Below are 15,991 nucleotides of genomic sequence, written 5' to 3'. Positions count from 1 at the left end.
CGATGGCTCCGCCGGTTGTGCCGAAAAAGACCAATGCCAAGAAGATTTCAACGCTCGTCATGACGACCTCCCATTGTTTGCGTACATACGGTTAGTATCAGTATTGTCGCGATCGTTCATTTTTAATAATAAGGATTTCTTATGAAATAAATCAGAAAGTTTAATAAATTGTCATAAATATCTTTGGAATGAGTAGATTAATTCCTTTTAGTAAACAATTTAGATAAGGACATCGGGCGGCTGCTCGAAGAATCCGGGCACCAGCGATTGCTTCGGCCGAACACCGCCGGCGCCGCAGCGTCGGCGCAAGACTCTAACTGCAAATTCGGAATCGTTTGATTCGGGCCATTTCCGAGTCGCGCGCCGTACCGAGCCGACGCATCGCGGCAACAAGCCGCGTGAGCCCAGGCCGAGCGTGTACCGGCCTGCGCGGCAGCCCGTAAATACCAGGAGGTTATTTACGGGCCTGATTGAGATTTCGCAAAAAGGTCAGAGTCGGACGTCGGGCAGACGATGTTTGGTCACCAACGAATCTCACTACCATCGTACCGAAAGAAACGGCCGGTATCGGCCAACGTGAACGCGGCGATGCGCTCGCGCATGACGCGCACGCTTTCTTCCGCCGACAGAGGCGCGTCGATGCCACCCATACGCGTGCGTACCCAACCAGGGTGCAGCAAAAGCACTCCGATGCCGAGCGGCTTGAGTTCCAGCGAGAGTCCTTTCATCACGGCATTCAAAGCAGCCTTGCTGGACCGGTAGAAGTAACTGCCGGGGCTCGTGATCTCAGAAATGGAGCCCATATGACTGCTGATCGCCACCACTAGGCGCTTCTCGCTGCATGCCAGAGATTCGACAAATGTCTTGGTCAGGCGCAGCGGGGCCATGGTGTTGACCTGAAAGGTATAGGCCCAGTCCTCGTAATTGAGAGGTGCGTTCAGCGGCAGAAACTTCTCGGGATAGACGCCGGCGTTGTTGATCAGGATATCAATGGGCGTTTCTTTGAGTTCCTCGGCCAAGGCAACGATTTGCCCGACGTTGGTCACGTCCAGTCGATACAGGCGCACCGACCGATAGCGGTCGGCCAGTTGCGCCAATTCGACCGCCTCCTCGGGATATCGGCAGGTGGCGAACACCCGCCATCCGGCCTCGGCGTATTGGCGGACCCATTCCAGCCCCAGTCCGCGATTGCTGCCCGTGATGAGAATGTTGGCCATGATGCACGACACTCCAGTTGCTACAAGAAATCGGACGACAAAATTTCCTCCACTGAGACCACGGAATCCGTAGACGGTTCGCAGCTAGATATAACGAGTGAAGCCACCAAGCAAGCGAAATCCCCGATGAGGACCGGAGCGGTGTGCCTGCGCGGCCGTGAACCAGAAAAGCGGGGTAGATGTGGAACGGGAAGGCGGCGAGCGGATGCGCCAACACAGCCGTAGGACGGCGGCCAATAGACCGCTTTGGGACCTGTCCAACTGGTCCGAAGCCGGACACGCAGGCGCTTCTCGATCATGCTCGGGCCAGTCCTTTCACGTGGGTAAGGCAGGCTATTCCGGTCTACACCGGGACGATACGGTGCGTCGAGACAAAGCTTTTGTCGGCTGGCGCTCTAGTCTTCGATCAGCCCGCTGATGGAACCGCCGATGTGGATCTGGCGGATGGCCTCCGCGAACAGCGGGGCGATCGGGATGACCGTAAGCTTGGCACGGACCGTTTCAGGAGGAAGCCGGAACGCTGGAACGCTGTCGGTCACTACGAGGCTGTCCAAGGCCGGATTAGAGATGACCTTCGCGGCCTCGCTCACGAACAGTCCGTGGGTCACGGCGACGTGCACGGCTGTTGCCCCCTGTTCCCGGCAGGCATGGGCAGCGCGGGCTACGGTGCTGCCTGTGCTGATCAGATCGTCGACGATGATGACGGTCTTGCCGCGCACGTCCCCGACCACAGCCGCGCCGCTTACCGCTTCGTCGCTGCGGTATTTCTCCATGAGGGCGCTGCCTACGGTGGCGCCTAGCCGCCGGGCGAGCGTGCGGCGGAAACGTTCCGCCCGCTTCAGTCCGCCCACGTCCGGCGAGACCACGGCCACGTCTCCCTCGATCCGGGTACTGAAATGCTCGACCAGGAGTTTCCCGGCCTCAAGGTGGTCCGTTCGGCAGCGAAAAGCGTTCTGAAAGCCTGCCAAATCGTGTACGTCGAGCGTGATGACCCGATCCGTGCCCACAGCCTCGAACAATTGCGCGACGTAGCGTAGCGTGACCGGTTCGCGCGGCCGGGTTTTCCGGTCCGCGCGTGCATACGCGAGGTACGGCACGACCGCGGTCACGCAAGCGGCGGAGGCATCGTTCAGCGCGCCGATCAGGAACCACAGGCGGCAGAGTTTGTCGTTGACGGACTTGCCGGGCTCATCGTAGATCGATTGCACCACGAACACGTCGCAGCCCCGAACGCTTTCCGCTGGATAGGTCTTGTGTTCGCCGTCCTCGAAGTCCTTTTCCTCGACTTCGGCCAAGCTCACGCCTAAGGCCCGGGCAATGTTTTCACCGAACTCTCGGCTTTCGCTTAAGGCGAACAAGCGAAGGGGACTGCGGTTCATCGGCGCAGGTATTTCAAGAACCAATCGCGGGCGAGTTCCTGCACTTTTTCCAGCTTGCCGGGTTCCTCGAACAAATGGGTTGCTCCTGGAACGATCTCCAGCTTGTGCACGGCGTACAAACGCAGAGCCGCCTGGCGATTGAGTTCGATGACCATGTCGTCGTGGCCGCCGACGATCAGGAGGGTCGGCGCCCGCACTTCGGGCAATTGCTCTTCCGCCAAATCAGGTCGTCCGCCGCGAGAAACCACGGCCGCGACCTTTTCGGGGCGTTCGGCCGCGGCCCGAAGCGCCGCCGCTGCGCCGGTGCTGGCACCGAACAATCCGATGGATAACCCGGATGTCAACTCGTATTGGGTGGCCCAGTCGATAGCGCCCACCAGCCGTTCGGTCAAAAGTCGGATATCGAACCGGAACTGACGGGTATATTGATCAACGTCATGTTCTTCGGCGGTGAGGAGATCGAACAACAGAGTGGCCAGATTGGCGCGATTGAGAAAATCGGCGACCGCCCGGTTGCGAGGGCTGAATCGGCTGCTCCCGCTGCCGTGGGCGAAGATGACGAGTCCGACCGACTGGTCCGGAATGAACAGCGAGCCGGACAGGGTCACGCCCTCACGTCCTGCGGGGAATTCAATCGAATCCGAAGGGGTGGCATCTTCCATCATTTGCTCTTCCTGACAAAAGGTCTCGTTACGACAGGGGTTCTCCCCAGGATCGAGCCAGAATCTCCCGAACTTCGTCGTCGGTCGTTTGGGAAAAATCCCGGTAGGCTTGGCCGACGGCAAAGAATGGCGTCGGGGTCGTCAGGCAGACGACGTCGTCCACTTCGGCGCGCAGGCGTTCCAACGTGTCCGTAGGCGCGACCGGGACGGCGACCACGATGCAGGCCGGGTTTTTCCGGCGTAGGGCGGCGAGGCCGGCTCGGATGGTCGCTCCCGTGGCGATGCCGTCGTCCACGACGATGATGCAGCGGTTCTCGAGTTCGGGATACGGGCGATCGCCGCGGTAAAGCCGTTCGCGGCGTTCCAGTTCCTGACGCTCGTTAGCGGTGACCTGCTCGATGATTTCGCCGCTGATTCGGTAGAGCGAGATCACGTCGCGGTTCAGCACCGAGGCGTCTCCGCTGGCGATAGCGCCCATGGCCAGTTCCGGATTGCCGGGCGTTCCCAGCTTGCGCACGATCAAAAGATCCAAGGGCGCATTGAGCGCCCGGGCGACCTCGTACGCGACCGGCACCCCGCCGCGCGGGAGGGCGAGTACGATCACGTCGCAGCGCCCGGCGTAAGCGCGTAGGGCCTCAGCCAGTCGGCGCCCAGCGTCGGTGCGGTTTTCGAACAGTGTGTCCATAGAACGTCCAACGCTTGAAAACACGGGATTTCTTTCCCGATTCCCGGCATGTGTTCCCGCCTTAGCAAGGCTCTGATTCAGATCTCCGTCGGAAAAGAGACAGTACCGCCGAGTAGATCAACCGCTCTTTCTCAATCCGTTGGCGGAGGGCAAATGCGTATTCAGAGCTTTCTTACGATATTTCCGGGCGCTCTCCATCAAGCCAAGCGCTAAGTTGTTCCGCGGCAGCGTGGAGTTTTTCCCGCAGCGCCTCGATCCGCTCCTTTTGTTCGATGCGGGTCGCGGGCCACGCTTCCAGCCGGTCGAGTTCGGCTTGCCATTCCTGCATTTGCGTTTGGAGTTCGATCAGGCGGTCTTGTTCTGTACTCATGGCGGTTTTCGATGATTTCATTTCAACTAGAAGCTCCGCTTTTCAGGAGCTTCATGAACTCCCGCATGAACGCAGGGAGATCCGCGGGTTGTCGCGACGTGACCAGATTGCCGTCCGTCACCACTTCCCGGTCTTCGTAATGGCCTCCGGCCAGCTTCAGTTCGTCTGCGACCGAGCGATAACAGGTGGCGCGCCTATCCTGCAGCACCCCAGCGGAAATCAGGATCTGCGGCCCGTGGCAGATAGCCGCCACCGGCCGGTTGTTCTGCATGAAAGCCCTGACGATAGCCACGGTAGACGGTTCCTCCCGTAGCGCGGCCGGAGCCTTGCCGCCCGGGAGCAGAAGGGCGTCGTAGTCTTCCGGGGCGATTTCCTGCAGCCCTCTGTCTACTGTTACCTCGTAACCGTGCTTCCCGATGAGCTTTCCGGATTTGTTGGAAGCGATCTCGACTGGAATGCGTTCTTCTTTCAGCCGGTAATAGGGCACCAGAAGTTCGACATCCTCGAAATAATCGGAACTGAGTATGAGGACTTTCATCCGGCGTGCCTCTTTAGCTAGTGGATCGCTTCTTGCCTTTCGGTTGGCGGCGGTTGCGTGGTTTCGGTCTCGGCCGCGGGGCGCGGCGGCTGGATGGCTTCAGGACGATGACCATGACCGGCGGTGTTGCTGGTTCTACCCATGAGCGGTTTGTTGGTCACGGCCCGGAGGAGCATGCCGGAACCCGCCAGGCCCAGAACGGCGGTGAGTGGACTCGTATGTCGCAAGGCATTGATCGCCAGGGTGGTTCCGGTTGCGCCGACGATCAATCGCGTGGCCGGCGCCCAGTTTTCCTGCAGGATGTCCGGGCGTATCCGGCGGCGCGGAACCCCGCCCTGAAGCTCGGGAATCTGCTCAGCGGTCTCATGCGGCTCGAGCCTGTCTTCGACCCCCTTGACGCCGCGCACCGACGCTACGCACCGGTAGAGCGGCTTGCGCTCGTGAGCCAGAATCGGACCGGAGAGTGTGACAATGCCGTCCTGCACATTCACATCGATGGCTTTCGGATGGGAAACGACCCGTCCCAGGTTGGAGCGTACGCGCTCGACCAGCAAGTCATCAGAGACCGGTTCGTCCGTCAGCCATGAGTTGAGTTCCGCGACCACTCCGACCGCGCGGTTCCGAAGATCACGCAAGGCTACCTGAAGGGCGTCGTCCAATCGATTCAAGGTGCTTATCGTTTTGTCGCGGAGCACCGCCCGGCGATACCGTCCTCGATCGGGATCGAGCAAATACATCACTGCGGCACCCAACGCCGCTCCATACAGTGCTGAGTTCCTTTTCATGGCATCCTCCTCGAAAGCTGATCCAAGCTTGGCTCGCCTGATTAATGAGACACCTCTCCCCGAAGGGAGTTGCAGAGAAGCGTTAGCGAAATGAGATCGGCGAGCGAGCAGAAGGCGGGAGCCGCCGAGCGCAGCTAAATGCGGGCGGGCATAGGTTTTCGTCTCGGGCGGCGGCTAGTAAATCGTTTCAGGGCGTTCTTTTCTCGGGTCGGCGCTGGGCCGATGCCATCCAGACCACCGATCCGGCGCCGAACAGCCATAGAATCGAAGGTTCCCGTACGGTAGACGGCGGGAATCTTGGAATACTTTATCGGCGCAATTGGAACGGAATACGCCACATGTGGCACGGTGACGGGAAAAGTCGACAAGAGCCGGACAATTCAGCATTATGATTCAAGGCGCGAGCTAGTCGCTGTGGACGGAACCCTTTCTCGCTTTCGTGCAGCAGGCCGAGCCCGGAGATAGGCCGTTTCGCATTACGATGTCTTTAATAGGAGTGAGCATTATGACGGACCGTGTCTACAAATTGATCGAGATCGTCGGCACCTCGCCGCACGGAACGGACGAGGCCATTCGGAATGCGATAGAAAAAGCGTCGAAAACGGTCAAGAACTTGGACTGGTTCCAAGTGATCGAAACGCGGGGTCAAATCGCCGATGGCAAAATTGCCCATTTCCAAGTGGTACTGAAGGTTGGTTTTCGGGTCGAGGATTAATTTGCCTGATTCATGGACAGGGAAATCTATGTTGTCGTTCGCCGTCGAACGTTTTCTAATTTAGGCAATTCATATGGTTTTTAAGCCCAGATTTTATTTTCTCGCAGGGTTCCTGTTTTGTGTCGGGCTGCTCGCGGCGGCTCTTTATTTTCAATTTGTCGGTGGACTGGACCCGTGCCCGCTTTGTGTGTCCCAGCGCATCATGGTTTTCGCTGTGGCCTTGGTGATGCTGGTGGCGGTGCTGCACAACCCGAAAAGGACGGGCGTCAAGGTTTACGCGATTCTGGGGTTCATCATGGCGGTGCTGGGCGGATCGGTCTCGGCCCGTCATGTCTGGTTGCAACATCTGCCTCCGGAGGAAGTGCCGGCCTGCGGTCCGGGACTTGAGTACATGTTCCAGTATTTTCCCTTGACCGAAACTCTCAAGGCGATGCTGAGCGGGACCGGGGACTGCGCCAAGGTTGATTGGACCCTGCTCGGACTTAGCATGCCCGCCTGGGTGTTGATCAGCTTCGTCGTTTTGGCGCTGCTCAGCCTCAGCCAATTGTGGAACCGTTCGGAGACACAGGAGTACCGAAAGTATTTTTCGAACAAAGGCGAACTGCCTTTTCGTTTTCGTTGAACGGGGTTCGCGCAATGCGGGCGTTCTCGTCGGAGGTCTACGCGGGATTCGTCCGTCGTCACGCCGGGAAGGCTGTCACGAAAAGGTCATATCGATGACGTACATTGAGCGATCATCCGGAAGAGTGGCTCTCGAGAATGTCTGCGGTCAATGTACTTGTTGTCGAAGATGAAGACGCGATTCGTGAAATGCTCGGCTTGGTGCTGGAGCAGGCCAATTTCGTCGTCAGAGCCGTTGCGGATGCTCACCAGGCGCAAGCGGCCTTGAGCGAATCGCAGCCCGATCTGATCTTATTGGACTGGATGCTGCCCGGTTTGAGCGGAGTCGAATGGGCTCGGCGTCTCAAGAAAGACAGGCAGTACGGCGACGTGCCCATCATCATGATCACCGCTCGTGGCGAGGAGGAGGATAAAATAAAAGGCTTGGAAGTAGGGGCTGACGATTATGTCACCAAGCCGTTCTCACCCCGCGAACTCATCGCTCGGATTAAGGCCGTGCTTAGGCGCAGCAACAAGTACGGCAAGAGCGGAAGAATCGAGATCGGCGGGATTGTATTGGATGTCGATGAGCATCGGGTTAGCATCTCCGACAAGCACGTCGTCCTGAGTCCAACCGAGTACCGATTATTGGAGTTTTTTCTCACCCACCCTGGCAAGGTCTACAGCCGCAGCCAGCTGCTCGACCAAGTCTGGGGGCGAAGCTCGTTCATCGAGGAGCGCACGGTGGATGTTCATATCCGGCGCCTGCGTAAAGTTCTGGCTGAACATAATCGTGAGGAGTTCATCCAGACGGTACGCGGGTTCGGGTACCGCTTTTCTGAACAAACCTGATTCATGGCTAGCCCTTGGCGTTCGGAATTCTCCTATCTTTTCTTGGCGCTGTTGGTAGGCGCGTTTCTCGGAAAGGTCCTCAACAGTTTCGCTGTCGCGCTCTGGTTCAGTCTGCTGGCTTATTTGGCACGGCACCTTTTTTACGCCAATCGACTGCTGGTTTGGCTGCGTAGCGGCAAAGCCGGTCAACCGCCGGTGGGTAACGGGATTTGGGAAGAAATCTATTATCTCATCTATCGGTTGCGACGGCGCAGCAAGCGCCGCAAGAAGCAGCTCGTCCGCATGCTCGAGCGGTTCCGTACCGCCACGGCGGCTTTGCCGGATGCCACCGTGGTGCTTGGGCCGCGCGACGAAATCGATTGGTTCAACGAGGCGGCCGAGCGTCTTCTGGGCTTGCGCCGGGGAGATATTGGTCAACCGATCGGTAATCTGCTGCGCCACCCGAGTCTCAGACTTCACCTCAAGAACCCTGATCATCGTGCCACGGTTAGCATCCCGTCTCCGGTAACCGAAAATATCCAGCTGGACATTCGCATCGTGCCCTACGGGGAGGACCTGCGCCTCCTGGTCGCGCAGGACGTGACGCAATTGCGTTTCATGGAGCGCGTTCGAAGCGATTTCGTGGCGAATGTGTCCCACGAGTTGCGTACGCCACTGACGGTGTTGAGAGGTTATCTCGAAACGCTAGGTCCTGCAGACGAATCGCTGCCAGAGTCAAATCTGAAAATCTTCCAGCGCATGCGGGAGCAGACGGCCCGAATGGAAAGTCTGGTCGATGGACTTCTTTCGTTGACGCGACTGGAGTCGCCGGCGCACCAAGTGGTTCAGAAGAAGCTCGACGTGCCAGCTATGCTGAAAAGCATCTGCGACGAGATCGAGCTTTTGGCGGACGAGCATCCGACTATCGAACTGATCCTCGAAACCGATGCCCATTTGCAGGGTGCCGAACAAGAATTACGCAGCGCGTTTTCGAACCTGATTGTCAATGCGGTGAAATATACGCCGGCCACGGGTCGGGTGACCGTGCGCTGGCGTGACGAGGGTGAGGGCGCGAGACTGGATGTTGAGGATACCGGGCCGGGTATCGCTCAGCATCATTTGCCGCGCCTTACCGAGCGGTTTTACCGAGTCGCGGTGGATGGATGCAAGAGTAATAGCGGTTCCGGGCTCGGATTGGCCATCGTTAAGCATGCGCTGTCTCGGCATGGCGCCGAACTCAAGATTGCCAGCACTATCGGGAAGGGCAGCTGCTTCAGTTGTTGTTTTCCTGAAGAACGCGTCGTACGGGCTGACTCCCGCGCCGAGTCTAGACGCGCGCAAAGGGTGTAGCGCGAGCATGAAAAGATGCTTTCTGGGCGGAATTCGTCGGAACGCATGCAAGCCGCCGCGCGGTTGGTTTTCGGGTCAGGTCAGGCACGGAATTCGGTTTTTCCTAGCGGTCTTGCTTTTGGTCGGGAGCGTCAATAAGGCGCTTGGACCGGCCGCAGCGGCGGATGCGGACCGCTTGGATGCCGCCGGCGACGTATTCGGGGCGAGCGATCTCGGCGGTTTGGTCCAGCAATGGCTCTTTGCCTTTCAGCAGCGTCACGCCGGGGCCAAGATACGGCTGCTCCCGACCCGCTTGCTCGCTTCGCCGAGCGTCCTCAACGGGGCGTATAACGGTACCGTCTACGTCGGCTACCGCCTGAACCGACAAGCCATCGACGGCTTCGCCCGAAAATACGGTTACAGGCCGACTCCTGTCCGTATTGCGCTGGATACCATTGCCGTTCTCGTGCATCCGGAAAACCCGATACGCGGTATGACGCTGGCTCAAGTCGACTCGGTTTTCTCCCGCTCGCCAAGGTGCCGCGGTGACCGGCATGCGGCAGTTTGGGGCTCGCTGGGTTTAGGCGAGGAGTGGGCGGCGCGGCCGGTGCAGGTTTTCGCGATCGGATCCGCCGACGATATGCACGACTATTTTCGAGAACATGTCCTGTGCGGCGGCGAGCTGAGCGAATTGGCGCAGCTGCGCCCCAATTCCGCCGCGGTTGCTCGCGCGGTGAGTGGATCCTTGAATGCCATTGGTTACGCACGCGGGGGCGGGGCCGAGTCAGTGAAGAGGGTTCCCTTGGCGGCGGAGGCAAACATGCCTTTCGTCACAGCGACAGAGCGCAATACTGTTAACGGGACCTATCCGTTGACGCGGCTGCTTCACCTGTACGTCGATAAGCGGCCGGACGAGTCGCTGACCGGGACTGTGGCCGAGTTCGTCCGTTTTGCGCTGTCAGCCGAAGGGCAGAAAATCGTCAGGCGCAGCGGTTTTATCCCGCTCAGCCACGATGTTGCGGAAAAGGAACAGAAGGCTCTCTTTGCGGATCGGCCTTGAAGGTCGACCGGATGGCTGAATTATGCATTGTTCGATAAATTTGGTTGCGTTGATGTGAGCCCGCGACTAAGATTGTGTCTGTTGCAAGTTTTCAAATCTTGTTGGTATTTCAGCTACAGGGGGACGAACATGTCCAAAAGGATTCTAGTTGCCTTCGGTCTCGCGGGCGTCATGGCCATGCCGGTGCAGGCCGAGGAGCAGTTTTTGGACGATCGGTGGTATATCGCGCCGTTCGGTACCTATTTCAATCCTGGCGGCGAGCGCAACGCAAAGGATGATTGGGGCGCTGGCGCAGGCATCGGTAAGATCATCAACGAGCATTTCAATGCCGAAATCAGGGGTTTTTGGCAGCACCTGAACGGTAAAGGCTATAACGGTGATCTCACTGGTGGTACGGCGGATCTACAATACTACTTCATGCGTGATGTTTTCTCCCCGTATGCAGTTATCGGTGCCGGCGGCATGAACACTAGCGCGGGCGGCAGAAGTGGAGCATCGTTCATTGGCGAGGCCGGCATCGGTGCGACCTACGAGTTGCACGACAACTTTCTTCTTCGCGGCGATGTTCGTTATCGCTACGTTCACGAAGGAAATGGCGGCGTGTACCGGAACGAAAGGGATTTGCACGACATGGTTGTCAACCTCGGTTTTGTCGTTCCCTTCGGCGAAAAGCCGAAAGCCCTGGCGGAAGCGACACCGGAGCCGACTCCAGCGCCTGCCGATGATTGCTCTACCCGTGACTCCGACGGCGACGGCGTAAATGATTGCGAAGACCGATGCCCCGGCACTATGGCCGGAGCTCAGGTCGACGACCAAGGGTGTCCGATCCGGATCGAGCTCAGAGGCGTCAATTTCAAGTACGACTCAGCCCAACTCACCGAAGAGGCGAAGAGCATCCTGGACGGTGTCGTGGAGCAGCTCGTCGCTGCCAACGAAACGCGGGACATCGAAGTTCAGGGACATGCCAGCAGCGAAGGAAGCTCTAGATACAATCTGAAGCTTTCGCAGCGCCGTGCCCAGGCTGTGGTCGATTACCTGAAGGCGGCGGGCTTGAGGAACAGGCTCTATGCGAAAGGTTATGGCGAAGACTATCCGATCGCCGACAACAGCACGGAAGCCGGCCGCGAGCGGAACCGCCGCGTGGAGCTGGTCTTCATGGGTGAATAAACCCAGCGCTGCGGTTGCCTAATGGCAACCGCCCTCGATAGAAAACCCGCTCCAAGGAGCGGGTTTTTTCTGCTCGTTTCGTTTTAGGACTAGAATGTCGCGGGAGCGGCCGTTTGGCCGGCTCTTTCCTCGTGCAACTGATCCACAGGTAGATCGTGAATAGGCTTACCACTTCTTTGGCTGCGTTCGTCGCAGCACCTCTAATAATGATGCAGACGGCATCCGCCGCCGAAATGCGTGGTTTCGTGCATATCAGCGGTTCCAATACGATAAGGCCGTTTGCGGATGCGGTGGCTGATCGCATCAGCAAATCCGGAAAAATCAAGCGACCGTGGGTCGAATCGACCAGCACCGGTGGCGGAATCCAGCTGTTTTGCCAGCCCGACACCGCCGAATCGCCCGATCTCGTCAATGCCGCCCGACCGATGAAGCAAGCGGAATTCGAGGCTTGCAACGCTTCCGGCATTAAGCGAATCGTCGAACTGAAGATCGGCTACAGTGGGCTGGTCCTCGCCCATGCCAAGAAAGGACCGACTCTGGAACTTACCCGTAAGGAGTTATATCTGGCTCTTAGCGGTAATGTGCCTGACCCGAAGTGCGGGGACTGTGACACTTTAGTACCGAATCCATTTAAGACCTGGAAAGATATCAATCCGTCGCTGCCCGACACGAAAATCGAGGTGATTGCTCCGCCGTTCGGATCCGGTGTGCGTGAGCTGTTCGAAGAAACGATTTTGAAGGCGGGGTGCGAGAGTTTTCCCTTCATCGCCGCTTGGAGGGAAACGCAGAGAGGTAAATATAGGGAAGCCTGTTTCACACTCCGGAAAGATGGTGCTTACATCGAGGAAAGCGGAGATGCCGTTGTCGGACTGTTGGCGAAGAGTGTCGGATCGGTGGGCTTCGTGCCGTACAAGCAGTACGTGAACAATACTGCTCGGTTGAGCGCCGTTTCTATCGACGGGGTCGCTCCAAGTGTCGAGAGTATTGCGGCAAACCGGTATCCGATTGCGAGGCCTTTGTTCGTTTATTTCAAAGCGGATCACGTCGGTAAGGTGAAAGGGCTGCGGGAGTATCTCGACGAATTGACCAGCGACAAAGCCTGGGGCGAGAAAGGCTATCTAGCACAACTCGGATTGGTTCCGATGCCGGCCGGGGAGCGCAAGCTCTATGCGGCCGACGCGAAGCAGCTCAAAGTCATGTCGGCACCGACCGAGACGGTCGCCGCAGCTCGAATCTCACGGGCTGTGCAGCAGGCGGACCGGTAAGTTTGTTTCTCCGACGGTTTGCCTGGCCTTGGCGAAGAAACCTCGGCGCGGTCACGTGGGCAATGGGCGCGGACGCTCGTAACCACTTGTCGAAGAAGAGGGAGAGCGCTGATATCTTCGTGCTGAAGTCAGGAGCCGACCGTTCCGATTTTGTGGATGATCTTTCATCTCAACTTGTTCTGGAGGAGCGCGGCCCGACGTTCGTTCGGCATCTCGCGTCGGTTTGTTGGGATTTAAGCGTCGATTGGCGGCGTGGTGAGCGTTTACATGCTGTTTTCGAGCGAAAGGGGTCGGGGCGGTAACGGTGGGATGGGGAGAAGACAATGCACCCCATAAACTTAAGTGAAATCGATCGTTTTCTGGACGAGGACGTCGGTCCGGGCGACTTGACTGCGTCGATCGTGCCGGAGAACGTAGATGCGACGGCCACGGTAATCACCCGGGAACCCGCTGTGCTGTGCGGGCAGGCTTGGTTTGCCGCGGTATTCTCTCGGCTCGATGCGTCCGTTCAGATCGAGTGGCGAGTGGCGGAGGGTATGCGCGTTGAGGCGGACACCGTGCTGTGCACAATGCGAGGTCCAGCTCGGGCGCTGCTCACCGGCGAGCGCACGGCGCTCAATCTTCTGCAGACATTGTCGGGCACCGCGACCTTGGCGCGCCGTTACGCCGAGGCTGTAGAAGGTACCCAGGCGAAGGTGCTGGATACCCGCAAGACCCTGCCCGGCCTCAGGAAGGCGCAGAAATATGCTGTTCGCTGCGGCGGGTGTCATAACCATCGGATGGGGCTTTATGACGGCATTTTGATCAAGGAAAACCATATCCTGGCTTGCGGGTCCATCGAAAAAGCCGTGCAGGCGGCAAGAGCCCTGGGCGTGAACGTGCCGATCGAGGTTGAAGTGGAAAATCTCGATGAACTGAAGCAAGCCCTAGCGGCAGGCGCCGAGCGGATTCTTCTGGACAATTTCAGCTTGGCGATGATGCGCGAGGCGGTAGCCGTGGCCGCGGGTCGTGCCAAGCTCGAGGTTTCAGGCAACGTGACCTTGGATACCATTCGGTCGATCGCCGAAACCGGTGTGGACTACATTTCGGTCGGTGCGCTGACCAAGAACGTCCGAGCGATTGATTTGTCGATGCGGATCGTGGTTGCCGGCTGAGCCTTTCAGGCGACTGCCCCGGCTCTTGGCTACTCCGTGGATTCCGTTCGGGTTGAGTCCTGTCGAAGCAACGTCCTGAGCGCTTTGGACAGGCGCGGAGCGAACTAGTCTCGCGTTGGTTCAACGGTGGTGCAAAGGCAGCGTTTTGTCCGGGTTCAGAATGTTGTTCGGATCGAATTGGTGCTTGATGGCGCGCATCAAGTCGAGTGCGCCGCTGTCGATTTCCCGATCTACGAAATCCCGTTTCTCAAGACCGACGCCGTGTTCGCCGGACAGTGTCCCGTGCAGCCGCAACACCAGCGAGAACATCTCGTCCAGGCACTGGTGGGCTTTCTCGGTTTCGCCGGGCTTGTCGGGATCGAACAGTAGATTGACGTGAATATTTCCGTTTCCTGCATGGCCGAAGTTGACGATCGGAAGATCGAAGCGACGGGACAGCTCGTTCAGCCCGGCGATCAGCTTAGGCAACTCGGTGACCGGTACCACCACGTCCTCGTTGATCTTCTTCGGGGCGACTTTGCGTAGTGCCGGCGACAAGGCTTTACGCGTCTGCCAAAGGGCTTCGATTTCATCGGCGGTTTCCGCGACCCGGAATTCCAAGAGCCCTTCGTTTCCAGCAGCGCGCCGTACGCTCTCGGTCTGAACCGCCAAGCCCTCGGCAAAGCCGTCTACTTCGATCATCAGCAAAGCGCCGGCACGCTCTGGCAGCTCGGCGCGAGAATACCGGCGGATCAATTCGATCGCGTTGCCGTCGATGAATTCGAGAGCACAAGGGACTGCGGGTTGAGCCATGATTCGGGTGATGGCTTCCGTCGCGTGGTCGAGATCGGCATAGACGGCTCGCATGGTCCGTTTAGCTTCGGGCAAGGGGGTTAGCTTGAGCACCGCCTCGGTAATCAGGGCGAGCGTTCCCTCCGAACCCAACAGCAGCCGGGTGAGGTCATACCCGACCACGCCCTTGGTCGTGAACACTCCGGTGCGGATCTCGGTTCCCTGACCGGTCACCGCCCGCAATGCAAGCGTGTTTTCGCGAGGCGTGCCGTATTTAACCGCGCGCGGCCCGGCGGAGTTGTAGGCCAGATTGCCGCCTATGCTGCAGAAGGAGGCGCTGGTCGGATCAGGCGGCCAGAAAAAGCCGTGCGGCTTAAGAAAGTCCTGTAACGCCTGGTTGGTCAGCCCAGGCTCTACCACAATGTAGCGGTTGCCCGGCGAGAATTCCACGACCCTGTTCATGCGTTCGAATGATGCCACTACGCCGCCCCGCAAAGGCACGGTTGCGCCGGTCGTGCCGGTGCCGCGCCCGCGCGCGGTCAAAGACACCCGATGTTCGTTGCATAGGCGGGTCAGCTCGACGGTTTGGGCGTGAGTGGTGGGGAAAACTACCGCTTCCGGCAGGGCCTGGCGGCGGCTGTTGTCGTAGCCATAGGCCCAGCAATCGGCGGGATCGGTGTAGAGCGAGCCGGGTGGGAAGATTTCCGCCAGTCGGCGTAAAAACGCGCTGGATAATGCCAATGAATCAGTCCCCGAACAATTGATGGTCGATCAAATCGCATAAGCAGTGCGTGATCAGCAAATGAACTTCCTGTATCCGGGCAGTGGTCTCCGAAGGCACGCGTATTTCGATATCGGTGTCGAGTAGCAGGGGAGCAAGTGCCCCGCCGTCCCGACCGGTGAGTGCCAGCACCGACATATCCCGGTCATGGGCGGCCGTGACTGCGCTCAAAATGCTCGCGGAGTTGCCGCTGGTGGTATAGACGACGAGAACATCGTTGCTATGACCCAAGGCCCTGATTTGCTTGGCGAAAACATCGTCGAACCGATAATCGTTGGCGATCGAGGTCAAGGTCGAGGTGTCGCAGGTGAGTGCGACGGCGGGCAAGCCGGGGCGTTCCCGCTCATAGCGGTTCAGCATTTCGGAAGAAAAATGCTGGGCTTGCGCTGCAGATCCGCCGTTGCCGCAACAAAGAATCTTCCCGTCGTTGAGTAAGCACTGAGCGAGCCTGACTCCGGCAATCTCAATGATTTCTCCAAGCCTGGCCAGCGCATCGCGGCTAGCTTCGACACTGGTCTCGAACTGACGAAACACTCGTTCTTGTAAGTTCATGCCTAATAGTCAACGTTGCGTCGCGAAAACCTCAAAGCATCATTACTCTTGGGGGCGGCGCCGCAGGATGTTCTGAACAAAATGGCAAACCGGCTGGATAGGCGGTTTGCACGTTAAGGCCACCCGAAAA

At 58.6% G+C, this 15,991-nt stretch carries 17 protein-coding genes; 8 read left to right on the top strand and 9 right to left on the bottom strand.

Going from position 1 to position 15,991, the window contains the following annotated elements; all coding sequences use genetic code 11:
• Positions 1-521: 521 nt before the first annotated feature.
• The 7 genes from QEN43_RS11755 to QEN43_RS11725 form a co-directional block, all read right to left on the bottom strand.
• Positions 522-1,217 carry an SDR family oxidoreductase gene (locus tag QEN43_RS11755; protein ID WP_026611311.1) on the bottom strand — a complete coding sequence of 232 codons (696 nt, stop codon included), beginning with the start codon at positions 1,215-1,217 and terminating at the stop codon, positions 522-524.
• 395 nt (positions 1,218-1,612) lie between these two features.
• On the bottom strand, positions 1,613-2,596 hold the full coding sequence (locus QEN43_RS11750) for a ribose-phosphate diphosphokinase (RefSeq protein ID WP_026611312.1): 984 nt from the start codon (positions 2,594-2,596) through the stop codon (positions 1,613-1,615).
• On the bottom strand, positions 2,593-3,261 hold the full coding sequence (locus tag QEN43_RS11745) for a dienelactone hydrolase family protein (protein WP_235726664.1): 669 nt from the start codon (positions 3,259-3,261) through the stop codon (positions 2,593-2,595). The genes QEN43_RS11750 and QEN43_RS11745 overlap by 4 nt, the downstream gene beginning before the upstream one ends.
• A gap of 25 nt (positions 3,262-3,286) precedes the next feature.
• Complete coding sequence (locus QEN43_RS11740; RefSeq protein ID WP_026611314.1) at positions 3,287-3,943, bottom strand: phosphoribosyltransferase; 657 nt, start codon at positions 3,941-3,943, stop codon at positions 3,287-3,289.
• A 172-nt stretch (positions 3,944-4,115) separates the two neighbouring features.
• Positions 4,116-4,313 (bottom strand): hypothetical protein, encoded by a 198-nt coding sequence (locus QEN43_RS11735; protein ID WP_026611315.1) that lies wholly within the window; start codon positions 4,311-4,313, stop codon positions 4,116-4,118.
• 22 nt (positions 4,314-4,335) lie between these two features.
• Complete coding sequence (locus QEN43_RS11730; RefSeq protein ID WP_026611316.1) at positions 4,336-4,851, bottom strand: type 1 glutamine amidotransferase domain-containing protein; 516 nt, start codon at positions 4,849-4,851, stop codon at positions 4,336-4,338.
• 17 nt (positions 4,852-4,868) lie between these two features.
• The gene (locus tag QEN43_RS11725; RefSeq protein ID WP_051331904.1) at positions 4,869-5,636 is read right to left on the bottom strand and encodes a BON domain-containing protein; all 768 of its coding nucleotides are present in this window, start codon (positions 5,634-5,636) and stop codon (positions 4,869-4,871) included.
• A 505-nt stretch (positions 5,637-6,141) separates the two neighbouring features.
• Between QEN43_RS11725 and QEN43_RS11720 the strand changes: the two genes are divergently transcribed.
• From QEN43_RS11720 to nadC, 8 genes are all read left to right on the top strand, one after another.
• Positions 6,142-6,351, top strand: a complete 210-nt coding sequence (locus QEN43_RS11720) for a dodecin (protein ID WP_026611317.1) — start codon at positions 6,142-6,144, stop codon at positions 6,349-6,351.
• 73 nt (positions 6,352-6,424) lie between these two features.
• Positions 6,425-6,973, top strand: coding sequence for a disulfide bond formation protein B (locus tag QEN43_RS11715; protein WP_036269145.1), 549 nt, complete (start codon positions 6,425-6,427; stop codon positions 6,971-6,973).
• Between the two features lie 137 nt (positions 6,974-7,110).
• Complete coding sequence (gene phoB, locus QEN43_RS11710; RefSeq protein WP_026611318.1) at positions 7,111-7,803, top strand: phosphate regulon transcriptional regulator PhoB; 693 nt, start codon at positions 7,111-7,113, stop codon at positions 7,801-7,803.
• 3 nt (positions 7,804-7,806) lie between these two features.
• Positions 7,807-9,132, top strand: a complete 1,326-nt coding sequence (gene phoR / locus QEN43_RS11705) for a phosphate regulon sensor histidine kinase PhoR (protein ID WP_036269146.1) — start codon at positions 7,807-7,809, stop codon at positions 9,130-9,132.
• Positions 9,133-9,139: 7 nt separating this feature from the next.
• Complete coding sequence (locus tag QEN43_RS11700; protein ID WP_051331905.1) at positions 9,140-10,171, top strand: PstS family phosphate ABC transporter substrate-binding protein; 1,032 nt, start codon at positions 9,140-9,142, stop codon at positions 10,169-10,171.
• 129 nt (positions 10,172-10,300) lie between these two features.
• Entirely contained in the window at positions 10,301-11,338 is a 1,038-nt protein-coding gene (locus QEN43_RS11695) for an OmpA family protein (protein WP_317963255.1), read from the top strand.
• A gap of 206 nt (positions 11,339-11,544) precedes the next feature.
• Positions 11,545-12,603, top strand: a complete 1,059-nt coding sequence (locus QEN43_RS11690) for a substrate-binding domain-containing protein (protein ID WP_051331906.1) — start codon at positions 11,545-11,547, stop codon at positions 12,601-12,603.
• 323 nt (positions 12,604-12,926) lie between these two features.
• Positions 12,927-13,757, top strand: coding sequence for a carboxylating nicotinate-nucleotide diphosphorylase (nadC, locus tag QEN43_RS11685; RefSeq protein WP_026611321.1), 831 nt, complete (start codon positions 12,927-12,929; stop codon positions 13,755-13,757).
• Between the two features lie 120 nt (positions 13,758-13,877).
• Here the strand turns inward: nadC and QEN43_RS11680 are convergent, their stop codons facing one another.
• A complete protein-coding gene (locus tag QEN43_RS11680) occupies positions 13,878-15,269 on the bottom strand; it encodes an FAD-binding oxidoreductase (RefSeq protein WP_026611322.1) in 1,392 nt (463 codons plus the stop codon).
• Positions 15,270-15,273: 4 nt separating this feature from the next.
• A complete protein-coding gene (locus QEN43_RS11675; RefSeq protein ID WP_026611323.1) occupies positions 15,274-15,861 on the bottom strand; it encodes a phosphoheptose isomerase in 588 nt (195 codons plus the stop codon).
• Positions 15,862-15,991: the final 130 nt, after the last annotated feature.

The sequence above is a fragment of the Methylocaldum szegediense genome, from assembly GCF_949769195.1.
In the GTDB taxonomy this organism is placed as follows: domain Bacteria; phylum Pseudomonadota; class Gammaproteobacteria; order Methylococcales; family Methylococcaceae; genus Methylocaldum; species Methylocaldum szegediense.
Note: the sequence above shows the minus strand (reverse complement) of the source record. Positions and strands in the feature narration are given on the sequence as shown.